Source organism: Sphingobacterium paludis, from assembly GCF_004364125.1.
In the GTDB taxonomy this organism is placed as follows: domain Bacteria; phylum Bacteroidota; class Bacteroidia; order Sphingobacteriales; family Sphingobacteriaceae; genus Sphingobacterium; species Sphingobacterium paludis.
Genome location: NZ_SNZV01000009.1, coordinates 142,742 through 158,536, shown reverse-complemented (window position 1 = coordinate 158,536; position 15,795 = coordinate 142,742). Strand labels below are relative to the sequence as shown.

At 44.4% G+C, this 15,795-nt stretch carries 13 protein-coding genes; 1 reads left to right on the top strand and 12 read right to left on the bottom strand.

The genetic code is table 11. From position 1 onward, the window contains the following. Positions 1-90 precede the first annotated feature (90 nt). From B0I21_RS16955 to atpD, 12 genes are all read right to left on the bottom strand, one after another. The gene (locus B0I21_RS16955; protein ID WP_208292376.1) at positions 91-1,560 is read right to left on the bottom strand and encodes an ATP-binding cassette domain-containing protein; all 1,470 of its coding nucleotides are present in this window, start codon (positions 1,558-1,560) and stop codon (positions 91-93) included. Next, a complete protein-coding gene (gene leuD / locus B0I21_RS16950; protein ID WP_133641668.1) occupies positions 1,560-2,144 on the bottom strand; it encodes a 3-isopropylmalate dehydratase small subunit in 585 nt (194 codons plus the stop codon). The genes B0I21_RS16955 and leuD overlap by 1 nt, the downstream gene beginning before the upstream one ends. A gap of 97 nt (positions 2,145-2,241) precedes the next feature. Next, the gene (gene leuC, locus B0I21_RS16945; RefSeq protein WP_133641667.1) at positions 2,242-3,639 is read right to left on the bottom strand and encodes a 3-isopropylmalate dehydratase large subunit; all 1,398 of its coding nucleotides are present in this window, start codon (positions 3,637-3,639) and stop codon (positions 2,242-2,244) included. A 290-nt stretch (positions 3,640-3,929) separates the two neighbouring features. After that, complete coding sequence (gene ilvC / locus B0I21_RS16940) at positions 3,930-5,411, bottom strand: ketol-acid reductoisomerase (RefSeq protein WP_133641666.1); 1,482 nt, start codon at positions 5,409-5,411, stop codon at positions 3,930-3,932. A gap of 40 nt (positions 5,412-5,451) precedes the next feature. Then, entirely contained in the window at positions 5,452-5,919 is a 468-nt protein-coding gene (locus B0I21_RS16935) for a DinB family protein (protein ID WP_133641665.1), read from the bottom strand. 6 nt (positions 5,920-5,925) lie between these two features. Then, entirely contained in the window at positions 5,926-6,516 is a 591-nt protein-coding gene (gene ilvN / locus B0I21_RS16930) for an acetolactate synthase small subunit (protein ID WP_133641664.1), read from the bottom strand. Between the two features lie 48 nt (positions 6,517-6,564). After that, positions 6,565-6,939, bottom strand: a complete 375-nt coding sequence (locus B0I21_RS16925; RefSeq protein ID WP_133641663.1) for a four helix bundle protein — start codon at positions 6,937-6,939, stop codon at positions 6,565-6,567. A gap of 92 nt (positions 6,940-7,031) precedes the next feature. After that, positions 7,032-8,774 (bottom strand): biosynthetic-type acetolactate synthase large subunit, encoded by a 1,743-nt coding sequence (gene ilvB / locus B0I21_RS16920; protein WP_133641662.1) that lies wholly within the window; start codon positions 8,772-8,774, stop codon positions 7,032-7,034. A gap of 87 nt (positions 8,775-8,861) precedes the next feature. Then, a complete protein-coding gene (ilvD, locus tag B0I21_RS16915; protein WP_133641661.1) occupies positions 8,862-10,562 on the bottom strand; it encodes a dihydroxy-acid dehydratase in 1,701 nt (566 codons plus the stop codon). Beyond that, the gene (gene ilvE, locus B0I21_RS16910) at positions 10,546-11,436 is read right to left on the bottom strand and encodes a branched-chain-amino-acid transaminase (protein ID WP_133641660.1); all 891 of its coding nucleotides are present in this window, start codon (positions 11,434-11,436) and stop codon (positions 10,546-10,548) included. Before ilvE ends, ilvD begins: the two co-directional genes overlap by 17 nt. Positions 11,437-11,805: 369 nt before the next feature. After that, complete coding sequence (atpC, locus tag B0I21_RS16905; RefSeq protein ID WP_133641659.1) at positions 11,806-12,054, bottom strand: ATP synthase F1 subunit epsilon; 249 nt, start codon at positions 12,052-12,054, stop codon at positions 11,806-11,808. A 217-nt stretch (positions 12,055-12,271) separates the two neighbouring features. Beyond that, positions 12,272-13,774 (bottom strand): F0F1 ATP synthase subunit beta, encoded by a 1,503-nt coding sequence (gene atpD, locus B0I21_RS16900; RefSeq protein ID WP_133641658.1) that lies wholly within the window; start codon positions 13,772-13,774, stop codon positions 12,272-12,274. A gap of 398 nt (positions 13,775-14,172) precedes the next feature. On the opposite strand from atpD, the gene B0I21_RS16895 reads away from it, so the two are divergent. Beyond that, positions 14,173-15,786 (top strand): M14 family zinc carboxypeptidase, encoded by a 1,614-nt coding sequence (locus tag B0I21_RS16895; RefSeq protein WP_133641657.1) that lies wholly within the window; start codon positions 14,173-14,175, stop codon positions 15,784-15,786. Positions 15,787-15,795: the final 9 nt, after the last annotated feature.

The following is a 15,795-nucleotide window of genomic DNA, read 5'->3' as shown; positions in this document are numbered from 1 at the left end:
TACATCCTGCTGCTGTTTACTTTACCTATTATATTTACTTAATTTTCTAATTTGTAACCCGTCTCCCTGCACCACGCATCGGTAGCTAATCTAATATACTGTTGTTCTGTTTATATGTTCGGAAATGACCACTTCCCCTTTTTCCAAAACCAGTCTATTGTCTAAACAAGCCGGAAGTTGCGATTCATAGTGCCCCACATAAATTAGCGTTTTTCCATAGCCGCTAAGTTCATCCAGTACGGCATTGAAGTGCGCAGTTTGCGATCGGTCCAAGCCTTGGCAAGGCTCATCCAAGATCAATAGTTGCGGGTTTTTGATAATGGTGCGCGCTAGAAGTGCCAGCCGTTGCTTCCCTAAAGGGAGGGTGTGCAGCAATTTATCTTTATCTTCCAAGAGATCAAAGAAATCCAACAGCTGTTCGATTTGTTTTTTCTCTTCGTATTTTACTTGCAAGAACCAGCCGATGCTGTCGTAAAAGCCGGATGCTATGGCGTGCCATACCGTAGCATTTTTGTCAAAATACCAATGGAGCTCCGGCGATATAATCCCTATTTTCTGTTTGATATCCCAGATACTTTCTCCCGATCCTCGTTTGTTCCCGAAGAGGAAGATAGCACTGGTGTAGGCTTGCGGATGATCACCATTTAAAAGGCTGAGCAAGGTGGACTTTCCAGAGCCATTTGGTCCTTGTAGAAGCCATTTTTCGCCCGCCTGCACGCGCCAGCTGATGTTTTTCAATACTTGTTTTTCGCCGTAACGCACGGACACGTTCCGCAGCTCGATCATCGTATCGTTATCCACAGCGGGTGCTTTTTGTAGAAAGTAGGGGAAGGGCTTTTGTTGCCTTTCCTCGTCCTGCTTGATTTCATCCAGATCGGAAACCGGATGGAGTTGTCCATCTTCGATCTGTGCATAGCGATTGACGGCATCTGGAATGTTGCGGTCGTTGCTAATCAGCACGAGCGTGGTTCCCACGTTGGCCATACCATCCAATATGCTGTTGAGGTTTTTGCGTGAGCGTTTATCTAAGCCTGTATAGGGCTCATCAAGGATGAGCAGTTGCGGCCGAAGCCACAGTGCTTGCACCAGTTGAAGCTTTTTATGCTCACCACTGGAAAGCTCGATAAGTTGCGTTTCGCGGCAATTTTCGAACCCCAGAGCCTGTAAAATGGGCTCTGCATCTTGAAAGTTAAGCTGGTATTTTTTTCCGAAGTGGATCAGGTCAGCATAAACGGTCAAGGTATCGTTTTGTTGCTGTTTATTATAGCGTTGTTGGTAATAGAAATTGCGATCCCCCTCCAGATTCGCGAACTGATACCAATTTGCGACATAGAATGCCTGTGCAGGCATAGGATTATCCGGGTCAAACGTGAAGATGACTTCTCCTGAAGCTTTTTCCTGCTTCACCATAGCTTTGGCCAATGATGATTTGCCCGAGCCGCTTTTCCCGGCAATGACCCAATGCTCGCCCGGATATATACGCCAATTTAGATTGCACAGCACCGGAGTTCCGGCGTATTGCAGATTTAAGTTGACGATATGGACGACGGGGTTTGACATTATCTGTTTTTTTCGAATTGCTCGATTTCGCTTTTGTGGCTTAAGATGAAATCGATGTCATCATAACCATTAATCAAGCATGATTTTTTGTAAGCGTTGATCTCAAAGGAATAGTTTTCCCCGGTCTCGTCAATACTCACCATTTGGGTTTCTAAATTTACAGATACCGTACTGGTAGGATTTGCAAAAACTACAGTAAAGATCTTCTGCAAAAATTCCTCGGGTACCTGAATGGGCAGTACGCCGTTATTTAAGGCATTTCCCTTGAAGATATCGGCAAAGAAGGAGCTGATGACCACGTCAAATCCGTAATCTTGAATAGCCCAAGCGGCATGTTCACGACTGGATCCGCAACCAAAGTTTTTCCCGGCAACCAAAATCTTACCGGAGAACGTTGGGTTATTCATCACGAAATCCGCTTTGGGCTGGTTGTCGGCTTCGTACCGCCAGTCACGGAATAAATTATCACCAAAACCTTCCCGTGTTGTTGCCTTTAGAAAACGTGCAGGAATGATCTGGTCGGTATCTATATTCTCAATTGGTAGCGGCACCACTTGAGACGTTAATTTTTCAAATTTTTTCATTTTGAAAAGTAAAAAGTTAAAGAAGTAAGAAGTTAAAAATTAAAAGTCAAAAAACTAGAAAAGTGGGAATAGAACACTAAAGCTATCTTTTCAACGTTTAAATTAACTGTCGAATATCAACGATCTTACCGGTTACAGCTGCTGCTGCGGCAGTCAATGGACTGGCCAGCATCGTGCGCGCATTCGGCCCTTGGCGTCCCTCAAAGTTTCTGTTTGAGGTTGATACGCAATATTTACCGGCTGGTATCTTGTCTTCATTCATGCCTAAGCATGCGGAACAGCCTGGTTCACGCAAAGCGAAACCTGCTTGCTCGAAGATCTTATCAATTCCTTCTTCCTTAGCTTGTGCTTCAACTTGCTTAGACCCCGGCACAATCCATACCTCGACGTTTTCCGCTTTTTGTTTTCCTTGTACAAAAGCCGCAACCTCTCTTAAATCTTCGATGCGAGAGTTGGTACAGCTACCGATAAAGACGTAATCCACTGCTTTACCGAGTACAGATTCGCCATCATGAAATCCCATGTAGTCGATGGCCTTTTGGTAAGATGGGCGTTCGCTTTCCGGTTGTGAAGTGGTTGTCGGGATGTTTTCCGTGATACCGATCCCCATTCCTGGGTTGGTACCGTAGGTAATCATCGGCTGGATGTCTGCCGCGTCGTATTCAAGAACGGCGTCAAACACAGCCTCTTCATCAGAGTACAACGTTTTCCAATAAGCCAAAGCTTTGTCCCAGTCTGCTCCTTTTGGCGCAAACTCGCGCCCTTCCACGTAGTCGAACGTTGTTTGATCCGGAGCGATAAGGCCGCCACGTGCACCCATTTCGATACTCATGTTACAGATCGTCATACGACCTTCCATGCTCAATCCGCGAATGGCAGATCCGGCATACTCTACGAAATATCCAGTTCCGCCAGCTGCGGATATTTTAGAGATGATGTATAAGATGATATCTTTTGCACCCACACCTGCAGCTAGCTCGCCGTTCACCTCAATCTTCATCGTTTTGGGCTTTTGTTGCAATAAGCATTGGGTGGCAAAGACCTGCTCTACCTGTGATGTGCCGATACCAAAAGCAATGGCTCCAAAAGCGCCGTGCGTTGAGGTATGGCTATCCCCACAAACCATGGTCTTTCCCGGCTGCGTGATGCCTAGCTCGGGACCGATAACGTGCACAATCCCTTGATAAGGATGCCCCAAGCCATAGAGCTCCACCCCAAATTCCGAGGTGTTTTTCGTCAGCATGTCCACCTGATAACGCGATAATTCTTCTTTGATCGGCAGGTGCTGATTTAGCGTAGGCACGTTGTGATCGGCTGTCGCTACCGTCTGTGATGGACGAAGTACTGGCAAACCGCGCTTACGTAGGCCATCAAAGGCTTGCGGCGAGGTTACTTCATGGATAAGGTGTGTGTCGATGTACAGGATGTCGGGGAAGCCCTCTTCACGCTTGACAACATGCGCATCCCAAATCTTCTCTACTAATGTTTTTCCCATTTTCTCTTTCTCTATAATTGCTGAAAAGTATCTTTTTTAAAATCAGAAAGATCGCTTAAACGTCTTTCTTGCTTCCTGATTCAGCTATTTCAGGAAGGCTGGTAGTTGAAGGAGTCTGTCTGAAGATAAGATATGACGAGCGTAAAAATGCGTCATTGCGAGGAAGTATGACGCGGCAATCTGCATTTTTTCAAACGTAAGATTGCCGCGTCGTCGTTCCTCCTTCTCGCAATGACGTGCATGTCATGCTTTTTACATTACTCCTTTTTGGCCGTCTAAATTACGAAAAATTAGACAGTTTTAATGGTTTTCATCGCTGTCATGGCTTTACGCAATTTCACACCAACGACCTCGACCGGGTGGCTGCGTAAAATTTCGTTTACCTGAACCAATTGTACATTATCTACCGATCCGTCTTTTCCTTCGTTAAAGTTTTTGCCTACTAAGTCTGTATCTACCTTTTTCATGAAGTCGGCCAATAAAGGCTTACAAGCTTGGTCAAATAGGTAACAGCCGTATTCTGCGGTATCAGAAATCACACGGTTCATTTCAAATAGTTTTTTACGTGCAATGGTATTCGCGATCAACGGCGTTTCGTGCAGGGACTCGTAATACGCAGATTCTGGCTTGATACCGGCTTCTACCATGGTTTCGAAAGCCAACTCAACACCAGCTCTTACGAAAGCGACCATGAGTACATAGTTGTCAAAATATTCTTGTTCGCCAATTTTCACATCGCCAGCTGGCGTTTTTTCGAAAGCTGTTTCGCCTGTTTCTGCGCGCCATTTCAGTAAGTTCACATCGCCGTTCGCCCAGTCTTCCATCATGGTTTTGCTGAATTCGCCAGACATGATATCATCTTGGTGTTTTTGGAACAACGGTCGCATGATATCTTTTAACTCTTCAGAGATTTGGAAGGCTTTGATCTTCGCCGGATTTGATAAACGGTCAAGCATGCCGCTTACGCCACCATGCTTCAACGCTTCAGTAATGACCTCTACACCATATTGTACCAGCTTGGACGCGTAACCCGCATCGATGCCTTTTTCCACCATCTTGTCGAACGACAGGATAGAACCTGTTTGCAACAAACCACAAAGGATAGTTTGCTCGCCCATCAAATCTGATTTTACTTCGGCCACGAAGGATGATTTCAAAACGCCGGCATGGTGTCCGCCCGTCCCTACACAATAGGCTTTTGCATAAGCCCATCCTTTTCCTTCCGGATCGTTCTCGGGGTGCACGGCGATTAAGGTTGGTACACCGAAGCCTCTCAAGTATTCTGCGCGAACCTCAGAGCCTGGACATTTTGGGGCCACCATCAAAACGGTGATATCTTTACGGATCTGCATGCCTTCCTCCACAATATTAAATCCGTGGGAATAAGAAAGTGCAGCACCTTGTTTCATCAAGGGCATAACTGCATTGATTACTGCCGTGTGTTGTTTATCTGGGGTCAAGTTGATCACAAGGTCAGCCGTAGGAATTAACTCGTCGTATGTGCCGACAGTGAAATTGTTGTCCGTAGCATTTTTCCAGGAATCTCTTTTTTGTTCAATAGCTTCTTTACGTAGCGCGTAGGAAATATCGAGACCGCTATCTCTGAGGTTCAAACCTTGGTTTAAGCCTTGTGCACCAGCACCTACAATTACGATTTTTTTACCTTTTAAAGCGTTTACTCCATCTGCGAATTCTGCTGTTTCCATAAATTCTGCATGACTCAACTGTTCTAGTTGTTCTCTAAGCGGTAATGTGTTGAAATAATTTGCCATTGTTTTATTATTAATTTTTTTTGTTTTTAGAAGTCAAATACTATTTTTTTACTGCTCTGCGTTGCGCTAGAGCATAACCAAAATGTAGGTTATCATGTCCGACAGTTGTGATGAGTACCTCTTCGATGCTGTTGAGGCTGGATTTATAGGTGGATGTTTCAAACGGAGTAATGGCGTTGAAAATCCCCTTGTCGTAATCGGCATGAATCTGCTGGATAGTCGATAAAGCTAGCGCGCGTAGATCTGCAATTTCTTCTGCATCGACGGTATACGTAGGTTTTGTGCCTTTGGCGTAAGCGGAGAGATACTTGATAAAAGAGCTGTCCGATTTGATGCCGGTGCGCAGGTAACAAAGACCCTGTGTACTGACTACAATATGGCCGAAGTTCCAGATGATGTTATTGTTAAATCCTTCTGGAATTTGATTGAGCTCTTCTACGGATAGGCTATCGATCAGTTCGATAAAGGCCTTACGGGTGTCTATAATGAAGTTGAAAACGTTGTCCATGTCGTATTACATTGTGAAGACGTTATCGCCTTGATCTAAAAATTCATTTTCCACCACTTCAGGCGCTGGTTCTTCACGCTCAAATTGCTTGAGCTTGGTGTGGAATCCAGCACTGTCTTTGATGATAGCGATGCGGGCACCCCGTACAAACTCAATCAATCTGTATTTGGTTAGCTCGGCGGTTAGCTTGTCAATTTCCTCGCGGTGTCCAGCGGTTTCAAAAACAGTGTAGTCGTTGCGGATCACGACGGCGGAAGCACCGTACTCACGTAACAAACGCTCTACGGGCGCCTTCTCCGCAATAATGTCCGTTGGTACTTTATACAAGGCCTGTTCCTGCCATATGAGCTCTTCATCGGTGTTGTAGTATGCTTTTAAAACCTCGACCTGCTTCTCAATTTGGCGACACAGTTTACGCACCACTTCTTCTGATTCGGTAATTAAGATCGTAAAACGATGTATATTTTCGACCTCAGATGGCGAGGTGTTTAAGCTTTCAATGTTTATTTTCCGTCTGGAAAATATACCCGAGATACGCCCAATCATACCGATAGAGTTCTCTGTGTACAAGGTGATGGTATATTCTTGTTTTTCCATTTTTTAAAAATTTAAAATTCAAAATTAAAAAGTAAAAAAAGCTGGAGCTTACACACTTGAAGCTGCTTTATTCTTCAAAATAATTGTCGCCAGAATCTTCGTAATTTCTTCGATTTCCTCGATCAATTCTTCGATTTTTGTTACCTGAACTTCCAATGTGTCCTTAATCAACCTCAGCCAATACGTTGTTTCATTAGCAGATTTCAGTGCGATGATGTGGAATTTCAAGAAGTCATTTCGTGATGAGCCCGATTTTCCTTCAGCAATATTTGCACCTACAGAAGTGGCACTTCGAACAAGTTGAACAAAAAGAGACATAAAAACACGTTCGATCTTAACCGTTTTGACGAAGAAGATGACCGCTTTAGCAAACAAAAATGTTCGCTCTTTAATATCAAATACTTTATCACCACCAGTTGCCATTTTTTAACTTCTTACTTTTTAATTTTGACTTATCACTTTTCCGTCTTTTAACTTCTTACTTTTTAATTTTGACTTATCACTTTTTTGACTTTTTACTTTAGTCTTATCTCCGATACGCTTGTCCCTTGTGCAACCATGGGGAAAACATTGTTTTCTTTGCCAACCATTACTTCTAATAGGTAGGCGCCATCGTGATCGAGCATGGTTTTTACGGCCGTGTGCAGATCTTTACGCTCAGAGATTTTGTTGCCTTCGATATAATATCCTTTGGCTACGGCTACGAAGTCTGGGCTGGTGATGTTGACAAATGAATAGCGTTTGTCGTGAAACAATTGCTGCCATTGTCGTACCATGCCCAAAAATTCATTGTTTAGAATCAAGATCTTCACTTTAGCACCGAATTGCATGATTGTGCCTAACTCCTGTATGGTCATTTGTATACCGCCGTCGCCGATAATGGCTACGACGTCACGGTGTGGGGCACCATACCAAGCGCCAATGGCTGCCGGAAGACCAAAACCCATGGTGCCTAGACCTCCCGAAGTAACATTGGACTTTGAGCTGTTAAATTGCGCATACCGACAGGCGACCATCTGGTGTTGACCAACATCGGTAACGATAATGGCATCACCACCGCTTAGTTCGTTCAATACGCGAATTACTTCACCCATTGTCATAACGTCGGAAGTCGGATTTAATTCATCGTGGATGACTTCTTTAATTTCTTCTTTTTCGAGCTCGCGGAACTGTGCTAACCACGCACTATGATCATTTTCTTGCAACAACTCGGTCAATAAAGGAAGCGTTTCTTTACAGTCGCCCCATACTGGAACCGTTGCTTTTACGTTTTTATCAATCTCGGCCGGATCAATATCCAGATGAACAACCTTTGCCTGTTTCGCATACTTATCCAAACGACCGGTTACGCGGTCGTCAAAACGCATACCGATGGCGATTAAGACATCACACTCGTTTGTCATGACGTTTGGCGCATAATTGCCATGCATACCAAGCATACCAACATGTTGTGGATGGTTTGTTTCCAGGGCACTTAGACCCATAACGGTTGTCGCTGCTGGGAAACCGCCCTTCTCAATAAAGTTTTTTAGATCCTGCTCAGCCCGTCCTAAAATGACCCCCTGTCCAAAAATGACGAATGGTTTTTTCGCTTGGTTGATCAGTGCAGCCGCTTGCTCTATATATTCTTTGCGGACAATCGGTTTAGGCCGATAGCTGCGGATATGATCACATTTCTTGTAACCTTCGTATTCGAATAACTGCAATTGTGCACTTTTCGTGATGTCGATTAGTACAGGCCCAGGTCTTCCTGTTTGCGCGATGTGGAAGGCTTTGGCTAGCACACTTGGAATTTCTGTGGCGTCCGTCACCTGATAGTTCCATTTGGTAACCGGTGTGGTGATGTTGATAATATCAGTCTCTTGGAAGGCATCTGTACCCAATAATGATGCAAATACCTGGCCGGTGACACAGACGATGGGGTTGCTATCAATCATGGCATCGGCAAGGCCAGTGACCAAGTTTGTTGCGCCCGGGCCGCTTGTCGCAAATGCGACACCGACGCGTCCAGACGTGCGTGCATAACCTTGCGCCGCATGTATTCCTCCTTGCTCATGGCGAACCAGAATATGCGTCAGCTTCTCGTTGTAATCATACAACGCATCGTAAATCGGCATAATTGCACCACCCGGGTAACCAAATATGGTATCTACGCCCTCGTGGATTAAAGCTTCCAAGACGGCTTGCGAACCACTTAATGTTGTTTGCTCTGCCGTCTGCTCTTCAAGCTTTACTTCCATTTTTTCCAGTGTACTCATTTTTTTCAAGTCAAAAGTCAAAAGTAAAATGTCAAAACATTATTTGACGTTCTAGCTTTTTAATGTCTAAATTTCCCCTTTAATTCTCTATTGATCCGTTACGCAGCCTTCTGAAGCATCTGCTACGGTTTTTGCGTATTTGTACAACACCCCTTTGCTAACTTTTAATGCCGGCTGTATCCATTTTGCACGTCTTTCTGCTATAATGGCATCGCTCACATCGAGATGCAGGGAGTTGTTCACCGCGTCGATTTCAATAATATCATTATCCTCGACCAAACCAATTAATCCACCAGAATATGCTTCGGGTGTGATGTGGCCTACTACGAATCCATGCGTTCCGCCCGAGAAGCGGCCATCTGTGATCAATGCCACCGAATTTCCTAAACCCGCTCCGACAATTAGGGAGGTCGGCTTTAACATTTCTGGCATGCCCGGCGCACCTTTGGGGCCTGAGTTTTTAATGACAACAACATCTCCAGGTTTGATACGTCCTGTTGCAACACCTTCTACCAATTCGTGTTCGCCATCGAAAACGCGCGCTGGCCCCGTGAATTTTTCGCCTTCTTTTCCTGAAATCTTCGCTACCGATCCTTTCTCGGCCAGGTTTCCATACAAAATCTGTAAGTGGCCCGTTGCTTTGATCGGGTTGCTTAAGGGCTTTACTATCGGTTGATTGTAGTCGATGATGGATTTCACATCGGCTAAGTTTTCTGCAACAGTTTTACCCGTCACGGTCATGCACTCGCCGTGTAATAAACCCTCATCCAATAGATATTTCATGACCGCTGGTGTTCCACCATATTGGTGCAGGTCTTGCATCAGATATTTGCCTGACGGCTTAAAGTCTGCCAATACAGGCGTTACATCTGACATGCGTTGGAAATCGTCTTGGGAGATATCCACGCCAACAGACTTTCCTATCGCAATAAAGTGCAATACGGCATTGGTACTGCCGCCTAAAATGATAATGGTGCGCAAGGCATTTTCGAATGCTTTGCGGGTCATGATATCGGTAGGTTTGATATCCCTTTCCAACAGTATGCGGATATATTTGCCGGCGTCGATGCATTCTGTCTTTTTATCTTCGGACTCAGCAGGGTTTGAGGAAGAGTAGGGCAAGCTCATGCCTAGCGCCTCGATAGCTGCAGCCATGGTGTTTGCCGTGTACATGCCGCCACATGCGCCAGCGCCGGGGCAGGTATGTTTGATGATACCTTCATAATCTTCATCGGAAAGGTTGCCACACAGGCGTTGACCCAAGGCCTCAAAAGCCGAAACAATATTAAGCTCTTGTCCTTTGTAATGTCCTGGTGCAATCGTTCCGCCGTAGACCATGATCGCGGGCCTATCTAGCCTACCCATGGCCATCACGGCGCCTGGCATGTTTTTATCACAGCCTGGAATGGCAATAAGCCCATCGTAGTACTGGCCCCCGCAGATGGTTTCAATGCTATCTGCGATGACATCTCTAGATACTAAAGAGTAACGCATACCATCCGTACCGTTGCTCATCCCGTCACTAACACCAATGGTACCAAATGTAAGCCCTACAAGATCATTACCCCAAACGCCTTTTTTTACTATCTGGGCAAGGTCGTTTAAGTGCATATTACAGGTGTTCCCATCATAGCCCATGCTCGCAATGCCGACTTGTGCCTTTTCCATATCGGCATCGGTCAGCCCGATACCATATAGCATGGCCTTAGCAGCAGGCTGTGTTTCATCTTGTGTAAAGATGCGGCTGTATTTATTTAATGCTGTTTCCTGGTCAGATGATGACTTCATAATTCTCTTCTTCTAAAACTAATTTTTTGTATTTCCTTTGGATAGATGCACCGATGGTATGTTCCCAGTCCTCTTCGTATGCCATGCCGTCAACCTCTTTGATGCCGATGATTTCTGACGCTGTTCCGCAAAGGAAAGCACTATCCGCAGCTAAGATATCCGCGACAGTGAGCTTTTTCTCAACGATATCGACGTTTAGCTCTTTGCAGAGCGCAATCACGGTTTGGCGTGTAATACCTGGAAACACATTTCCCAATGGTGGTGTGTATAATTTAAAATCTTTTTCTATAAATAAGTTCTCGCTTGATGCTTGCGCGATATAGCCCTCTTGGTCAAGCAATAAAGCTTCATCAAAACCTCTTTTAATGGCATCGCTTGTCGCTAATATCGAGCTTACGTATTGTCCGGATACTTTCGCATCAATGGGAAGGGATTTCGGATTTGGACGTTCCACATCAGAGATGCAGACGCGGAGTAGGTTTTGTCCCAGGTAGGGCCCCCATTCCCATGCCGCTATCATGATGTTGGATGAGCTGGCCGCTGTGAGATGCATGTTCGGTCCGGAAAATACCAATGGCCGTATGTAGGCCGCACGCAGGTTGTTCTTGCTAAGGAGCTCGTAGGTGCTGGCAATCAACAATTGCCTGTCCCACGAAAAGGGAAGATTAATGGCTTCGCAGGATTTTTCCAGACGATCAAAATGCTCCTCCGCTTTAAAAATGCGTATCCCATGATGCGTGCTATATGCACGTAACCCCTCAAATGCGGCATAGCCGTAATGAAGCGATTGACCAAAGAAATCAGCGCCGGCTTCCGCCGCCTTCACGAAATCTCCATTCAAATAGATGTACGTTTCCTGACTGTAATATTGCATGTATGCTGTTGCTTATATCTGCTCTCGAAATCTGTTACCTCCCCCAGATAGCACGCAGATGAATTTCACTTTTGTTAAGTTAGTTCTAATCAAAATTCTTTACAATAGTAAAAGTGTATATTTTGAAAAAGTTTAATATTTCATAATATCAATATCCACAAATTTAAATTTCACAATAAAGTCTATTTACAAAATATTGTACTTTCGTTAATAGACTAAAATGAGATTGGGTATGTTTTTATGTTTTTCCTCGGATTGTGAAATTCATCGAAATTCTTCTTAAAATGCTTCAAATCCTCAACGGAGTTATAAAAAAAGCCCTTAAAACGTGGAAGTCTTAAGGGCTTTTTTTACGTGTATTCTCGTCAGTTATTCTTCAATGATTCCTTCAGCTAATACGGTAATGTTATTGTCCTTTGCTTCCACAACGCCGCCTTTAATGACCAGAATAATCTGCCCATCATTGGCTTGAATAATGACTTTTCCATCCTCTAAAGTAGATACAATAGGGGCGTGGTCTTTCAAAATTTGAAAAGAGCCAGCGCTTCCAGGAACAGTAACTGCTGTAACCTGCCCTTCGTAAGCTAATTTATCTGGTGTGATGATTGTTAAATTCATTTTTTGAAAAGTATTGAGTACTTAGTATTAAGTATGTAGACCTTTATGAGTATATAGATGATTTGCCAGCAAATTAGTCATTTGCTTCTGCCTATATGCTATTTACTTACAGACCTTTCATTATGTATTTAGTAGCTAGTGTAAAGTGTAGACCTTTTACCAACGAACAGGTAGCATTTCTATCTATATACTATCTACTAAATACTAACTACTATTTTTAAACTGCTTCTGCTAATAGTTTTTTACCTTTTTCGATAGCGTCATCGATACCACCCACTAGGTTGAATGCTGCCTCAGGGTACTCGTCTACTTCGCCGTCGATGATCATGTTGAAACCTTTGATAGTATCTTTAATATCAACCAACACACCTTTTAAGCCTGTAAACTGCTCTGCTACGTGGAATGGTTGTGATAGGAAACGTTGAACACGACGTGCGCGGTGTACCGTTAATTTATCTTCTTCCGATAATTCGTCCATACCTAAGATGGCGATGATATCTTGTAGCTCTTTATAACGTTGTAAGATTTCTTTTACACGTTGTGCCGTGTTGTAGTGCTCATCGCCCAATACTGCTGGTGATAAAATTCTTGATGTAGAATCCAATGGATCTACCGCAGGATAGATACCTAGCTCAGCGATTTTACGTGATAATACGGTCGTTGCATCCAAGTGAGCAAATGTTGTTGCCGGCGCAGGGTCAGTTAAGTCATCGGCAGGTACGTATACGGCCTGAACAGAAGTAATGGATCCGTTTTTGGTTGATGTAATACGTTCTTGCATTAAGCCCATCTCCGTAGCAAGCGTTGGTTGGTAACCTACCGCTGAAGGCATACGGCCTAATAGGGCAGATACTTCAGAACCTGCTTGAGTGAAACGGAAGATGTTATCGATAAAGAAAAGGACGTCACGACCTTGACCTTGGCCATCACCATCACGGAAGTATTCTGCAACAGTAAGCCCGGAAAGCGCAACACGCGCACGTGCCCCAGGAGGCTCGTTCATTTGTCCGAAGACGAATGTACATTTTGATTCCTTCATCAATTCGTTGTCAACCTGATCAAGCGGCCATTCCCCTTTTTCCATGCCTTCCATGAAGTGCTCACCGTATTTGATAATGCCGGACTCCAACATCTCACGCAATAAGTCATTACCTTCACGGGTACGCTCGCCTACACCAGCAAATACCGATAGACCACCGTGTCCTTTCGCGATGTTGTTGATAAGCTCCTGGATCAATACTGTTTTACCAACACCGGCACCACCGAATAAACCAATCTTACCACCTTTAGCGTAAGGCTCTAACAAATCGATAACTTTAATACCTGTAAATAAAACCTCTGATTCGGTTGAAAGCTCATCAAATCTTGGCGGCGTATTGTGAATAGGGCGACCGTTTGATTTATCCAAGTTTTGAATACCGTCGATAGCGTCACCCACCACGTTGAAAACGCGACCTTTGATTTCTTCACCAACAGGCATTTTAATCGGAGCTCCGGTATCAACGACTTTCATTCCACGAACCAAACCTTCCGTTGCGTCCATGGCGATTGTGCGGACACGATCCTCGCCTAAGTGTTGTTGAACCTCCAGCACGATGCGTTGGCCATTGTCTTTCTCAATATACAATGCATCATAAATCTTAGGAAGATTGTCATTGTCGGCGAAGTTGACATCAACTACGGGGCCGATAATCTGCGCTATTTTACCAATATTGGGCATATTATAGGGACTAAATAATTATTAATCAATTTAAAACAAGTGTATTTTCACACTTAGATTTTGGAAGGCAAAAATACGCTATATCTATTTAAAAGCAAAACGCTTAGTGATAATAATTTTATTTTTATATGGAAGGGCCATTGATTAACAGGTATCGCCGCATTCCTGAAGAATGGTCGCAGCGATAAAAGCCTGCTAGATGCTACGCTTTTCAATAGCAATAGAAATGTTGTAATCGCTTTTTTTGTACACATGCTGCATCGTTTATAGGGAAGTAGCGTCTTGAAAAAAGCAGGACTTTTGTAGAAGAAATTTTACCTTTCCTTCGATGACTTTTTCGTATGCATTGCTTAGATTAGGGCTGATTTCTAGTCAACATTATTTTTATACCTCTATCTATGAAGATACACATTCTTGCCATTCTGGTCTTTTATCCTTTTTTGGGCTGGTCGCAGCTCGATTATCCCTCTTATTCGCAGCTCAGCGCCCAAATTAATGGTTTGGTGCGACAATCTGGGGCTGGAACCGCCGCTATTGGGAAAAGTTATGGGGGCGAAAATATTCCCATCATTAAAATTCAACAGTCGCCAAAGCCAAGACCCACCTTACTGGTTGTGGCGGGTATTGATGGCAAGCATCCGGCAGGCATACTGAGTGCTGTAGCGCTGGCCAAAAATATAATGGAGTTGCCCAAAGATTCCTTATCTATGCTCCTGAAAGACCACTCCATCTGGATCGTCCCTATGCTCAACCCGGATGCTTATAAACGGAACGTTGCTGCTGCTGTTTGGCTTTCGGGAAATGCGCGGATCATCGACAACGATCGTGATGGACGGTTAAATGAGGATCCGTTGGAAGATCTTAACAAAGATGGCGTTATTTCGCAAATGCGCGTTCGATCACTCGGAGGCAAATACATTGCTCATAAGGAGTATGCCCATTACCTTGTCGAAGCCGATCAACAAAAAGGGGAGCGGGGCGCCTACGAGCTGTATGCAGAGGGGATGGACAAAGACAAGGATGGTCTATTTGGTGAAGATGGTGATGGCGGCGTCAACATCAATCGTAATTTTACGTTTAATTATCCGGCATTCACAGCGGAAAGTGGCGATTATGCTGCTTCTGAACCCGAAACACGAGCGATCGTAGATTTAATTTTTGACAATCCCCAAATTGCTACGGTGGTGCACTTTGGCTTTGGGAATAACCTCAGCGAGCCCGAACGGTTTGATCAAGGCAGAGCGAGCGACCGCATCATAGGTTCATGGTTGGCGAATGATGCTACGGTGTCTACTTATGTAAGTGATCTTTACGCGAAGGCTACATCTGGCTTGGGCGTTGCGCCGAAGGAAAGCATTGCGGGAGGCCATTTTTCAAGTGCGGCCTATTACCACATGGGTAAATATAGTTTTTCAACACCTGTATGGTGGCCTTCGGTGGTGGATTCCAGTGCACAGGCTGACAAGGGGAAAAATCGTCAAGGTGCCGATGCTTTTTTGCAATGGGCTAACGCCAATAATGTCGCGGGAGCAATTTTGCCTTGGACTAGGGTAAATCATCCCGACTTCCCAAATCAAGAGGTTGAAGTGGGAGGCGTTGTTGACGTTTTTCGAAACAATCCGCCCCAGAAGTTTTTAACGACGAACAATCAGGCACATGTGGCATTTACCTTGGCGTTGCTCCATAGTATGCCTAAGCTTGAGTTTCCGCAACCCGTGGTTACCGCACTGGGCGATGATATTTTCCGTGTGGATCTACGCATCGTCAATACTGGATTAATGCCTACCTATCCAGAAATTGCCGATAAGATCAAACATGTCTCCAAGATGAAGACGGTATGCGAGCTGCAGAAAAATCAGAAATTTTTATCTGGCAAACGCTTACAGTTATCCACCACGCTAAATGCCGGAAAAACGCAGCATTTCTCTTGGCTTATCCAAGGGAAAGGAACAATTGAGATTACTGCAGGCTGTCCTACGGGAGGAGAGAGTACCATTAAAGTTACGTTATAAATGCTAGTT

Coding starts and splice junctions, on each gene's coding strand:
- B0I21_RS16955 (WP_208292376.1), bottom strand. CDS start 1,560: ATGTCAAACCCCGTCGTCCATATCGTCAACTTAAATCTGCAATACGCC.
- leuD (WP_133641668.1), bottom strand. CDS start 2,144: ATGAAAAAATTTGAAAAATTAACGTCTCAAGTGGTGCCGCTACCAATT.
- leuC (WP_133641667.1), bottom strand. CDS start 3,639: ATGGGAAAAACATTAGTAGAGAAGATTTGGGATGCGCATGTTGTCAAG.
- ilvC (WP_133641666.1), bottom strand. CDS start 5,411: ATGGCAAATTATTTCAACACATTACCGCTTAGAGAACAACTAGAACAG.
- B0I21_RS16935 (WP_133641665.1), bottom strand. CDS start 5,919: ATGGACAACGTTTTCAACTTCATTATAGACACCCGTAAGGCCTTTATC.
- ilvN (WP_133641664.1), bottom strand. CDS start 6,516: ATGGAAAAACAAGAATATACCATCACCTTGTACACAGAGAACTCTATC.
- B0I21_RS16925 (WP_133641663.1), bottom strand. CDS start 6,939: ATGGCAACTGGTGGTGATAAAGTATTTGATATTAAAGAGCGAACATTT.
- ilvB (WP_133641662.1), bottom strand. CDS start 8,774: ATGAGTACACTGGAAAAAATGGAAGTAAAGCTTGAAGAGCAGACGGCA.
- ilvD (WP_133641661.1), bottom strand. CDS start 10,562: ATGAAGTCATCATCTGACCAGGAAACAGCATTAAATAAATACAGCCGC.
- ilvE (WP_133641660.1), bottom strand. CDS start 11,436: ATGCAATATTACAGTCAGGAAACGTACATCTATTTGAATGGAGATTTC.
- atpC (WP_133641659.1), bottom strand. CDS start 12,054: ATGAATTTAACAATCATCACACCAGATAAATTAGCTTACGAAGGGCAG.
- atpD (WP_133641658.1), bottom strand. CDS start 13,774: ATGCCCAATATTGGTAAAATAGCGCAGATTATCGGCCCCGTAGTTGAT.
- B0I21_RS16895 (WP_133641657.1), top strand. CDS start 14,173: ATGAAGATACACATTCTTGCCATTCTGGTCTTTTATCCTTTTTTGGGC.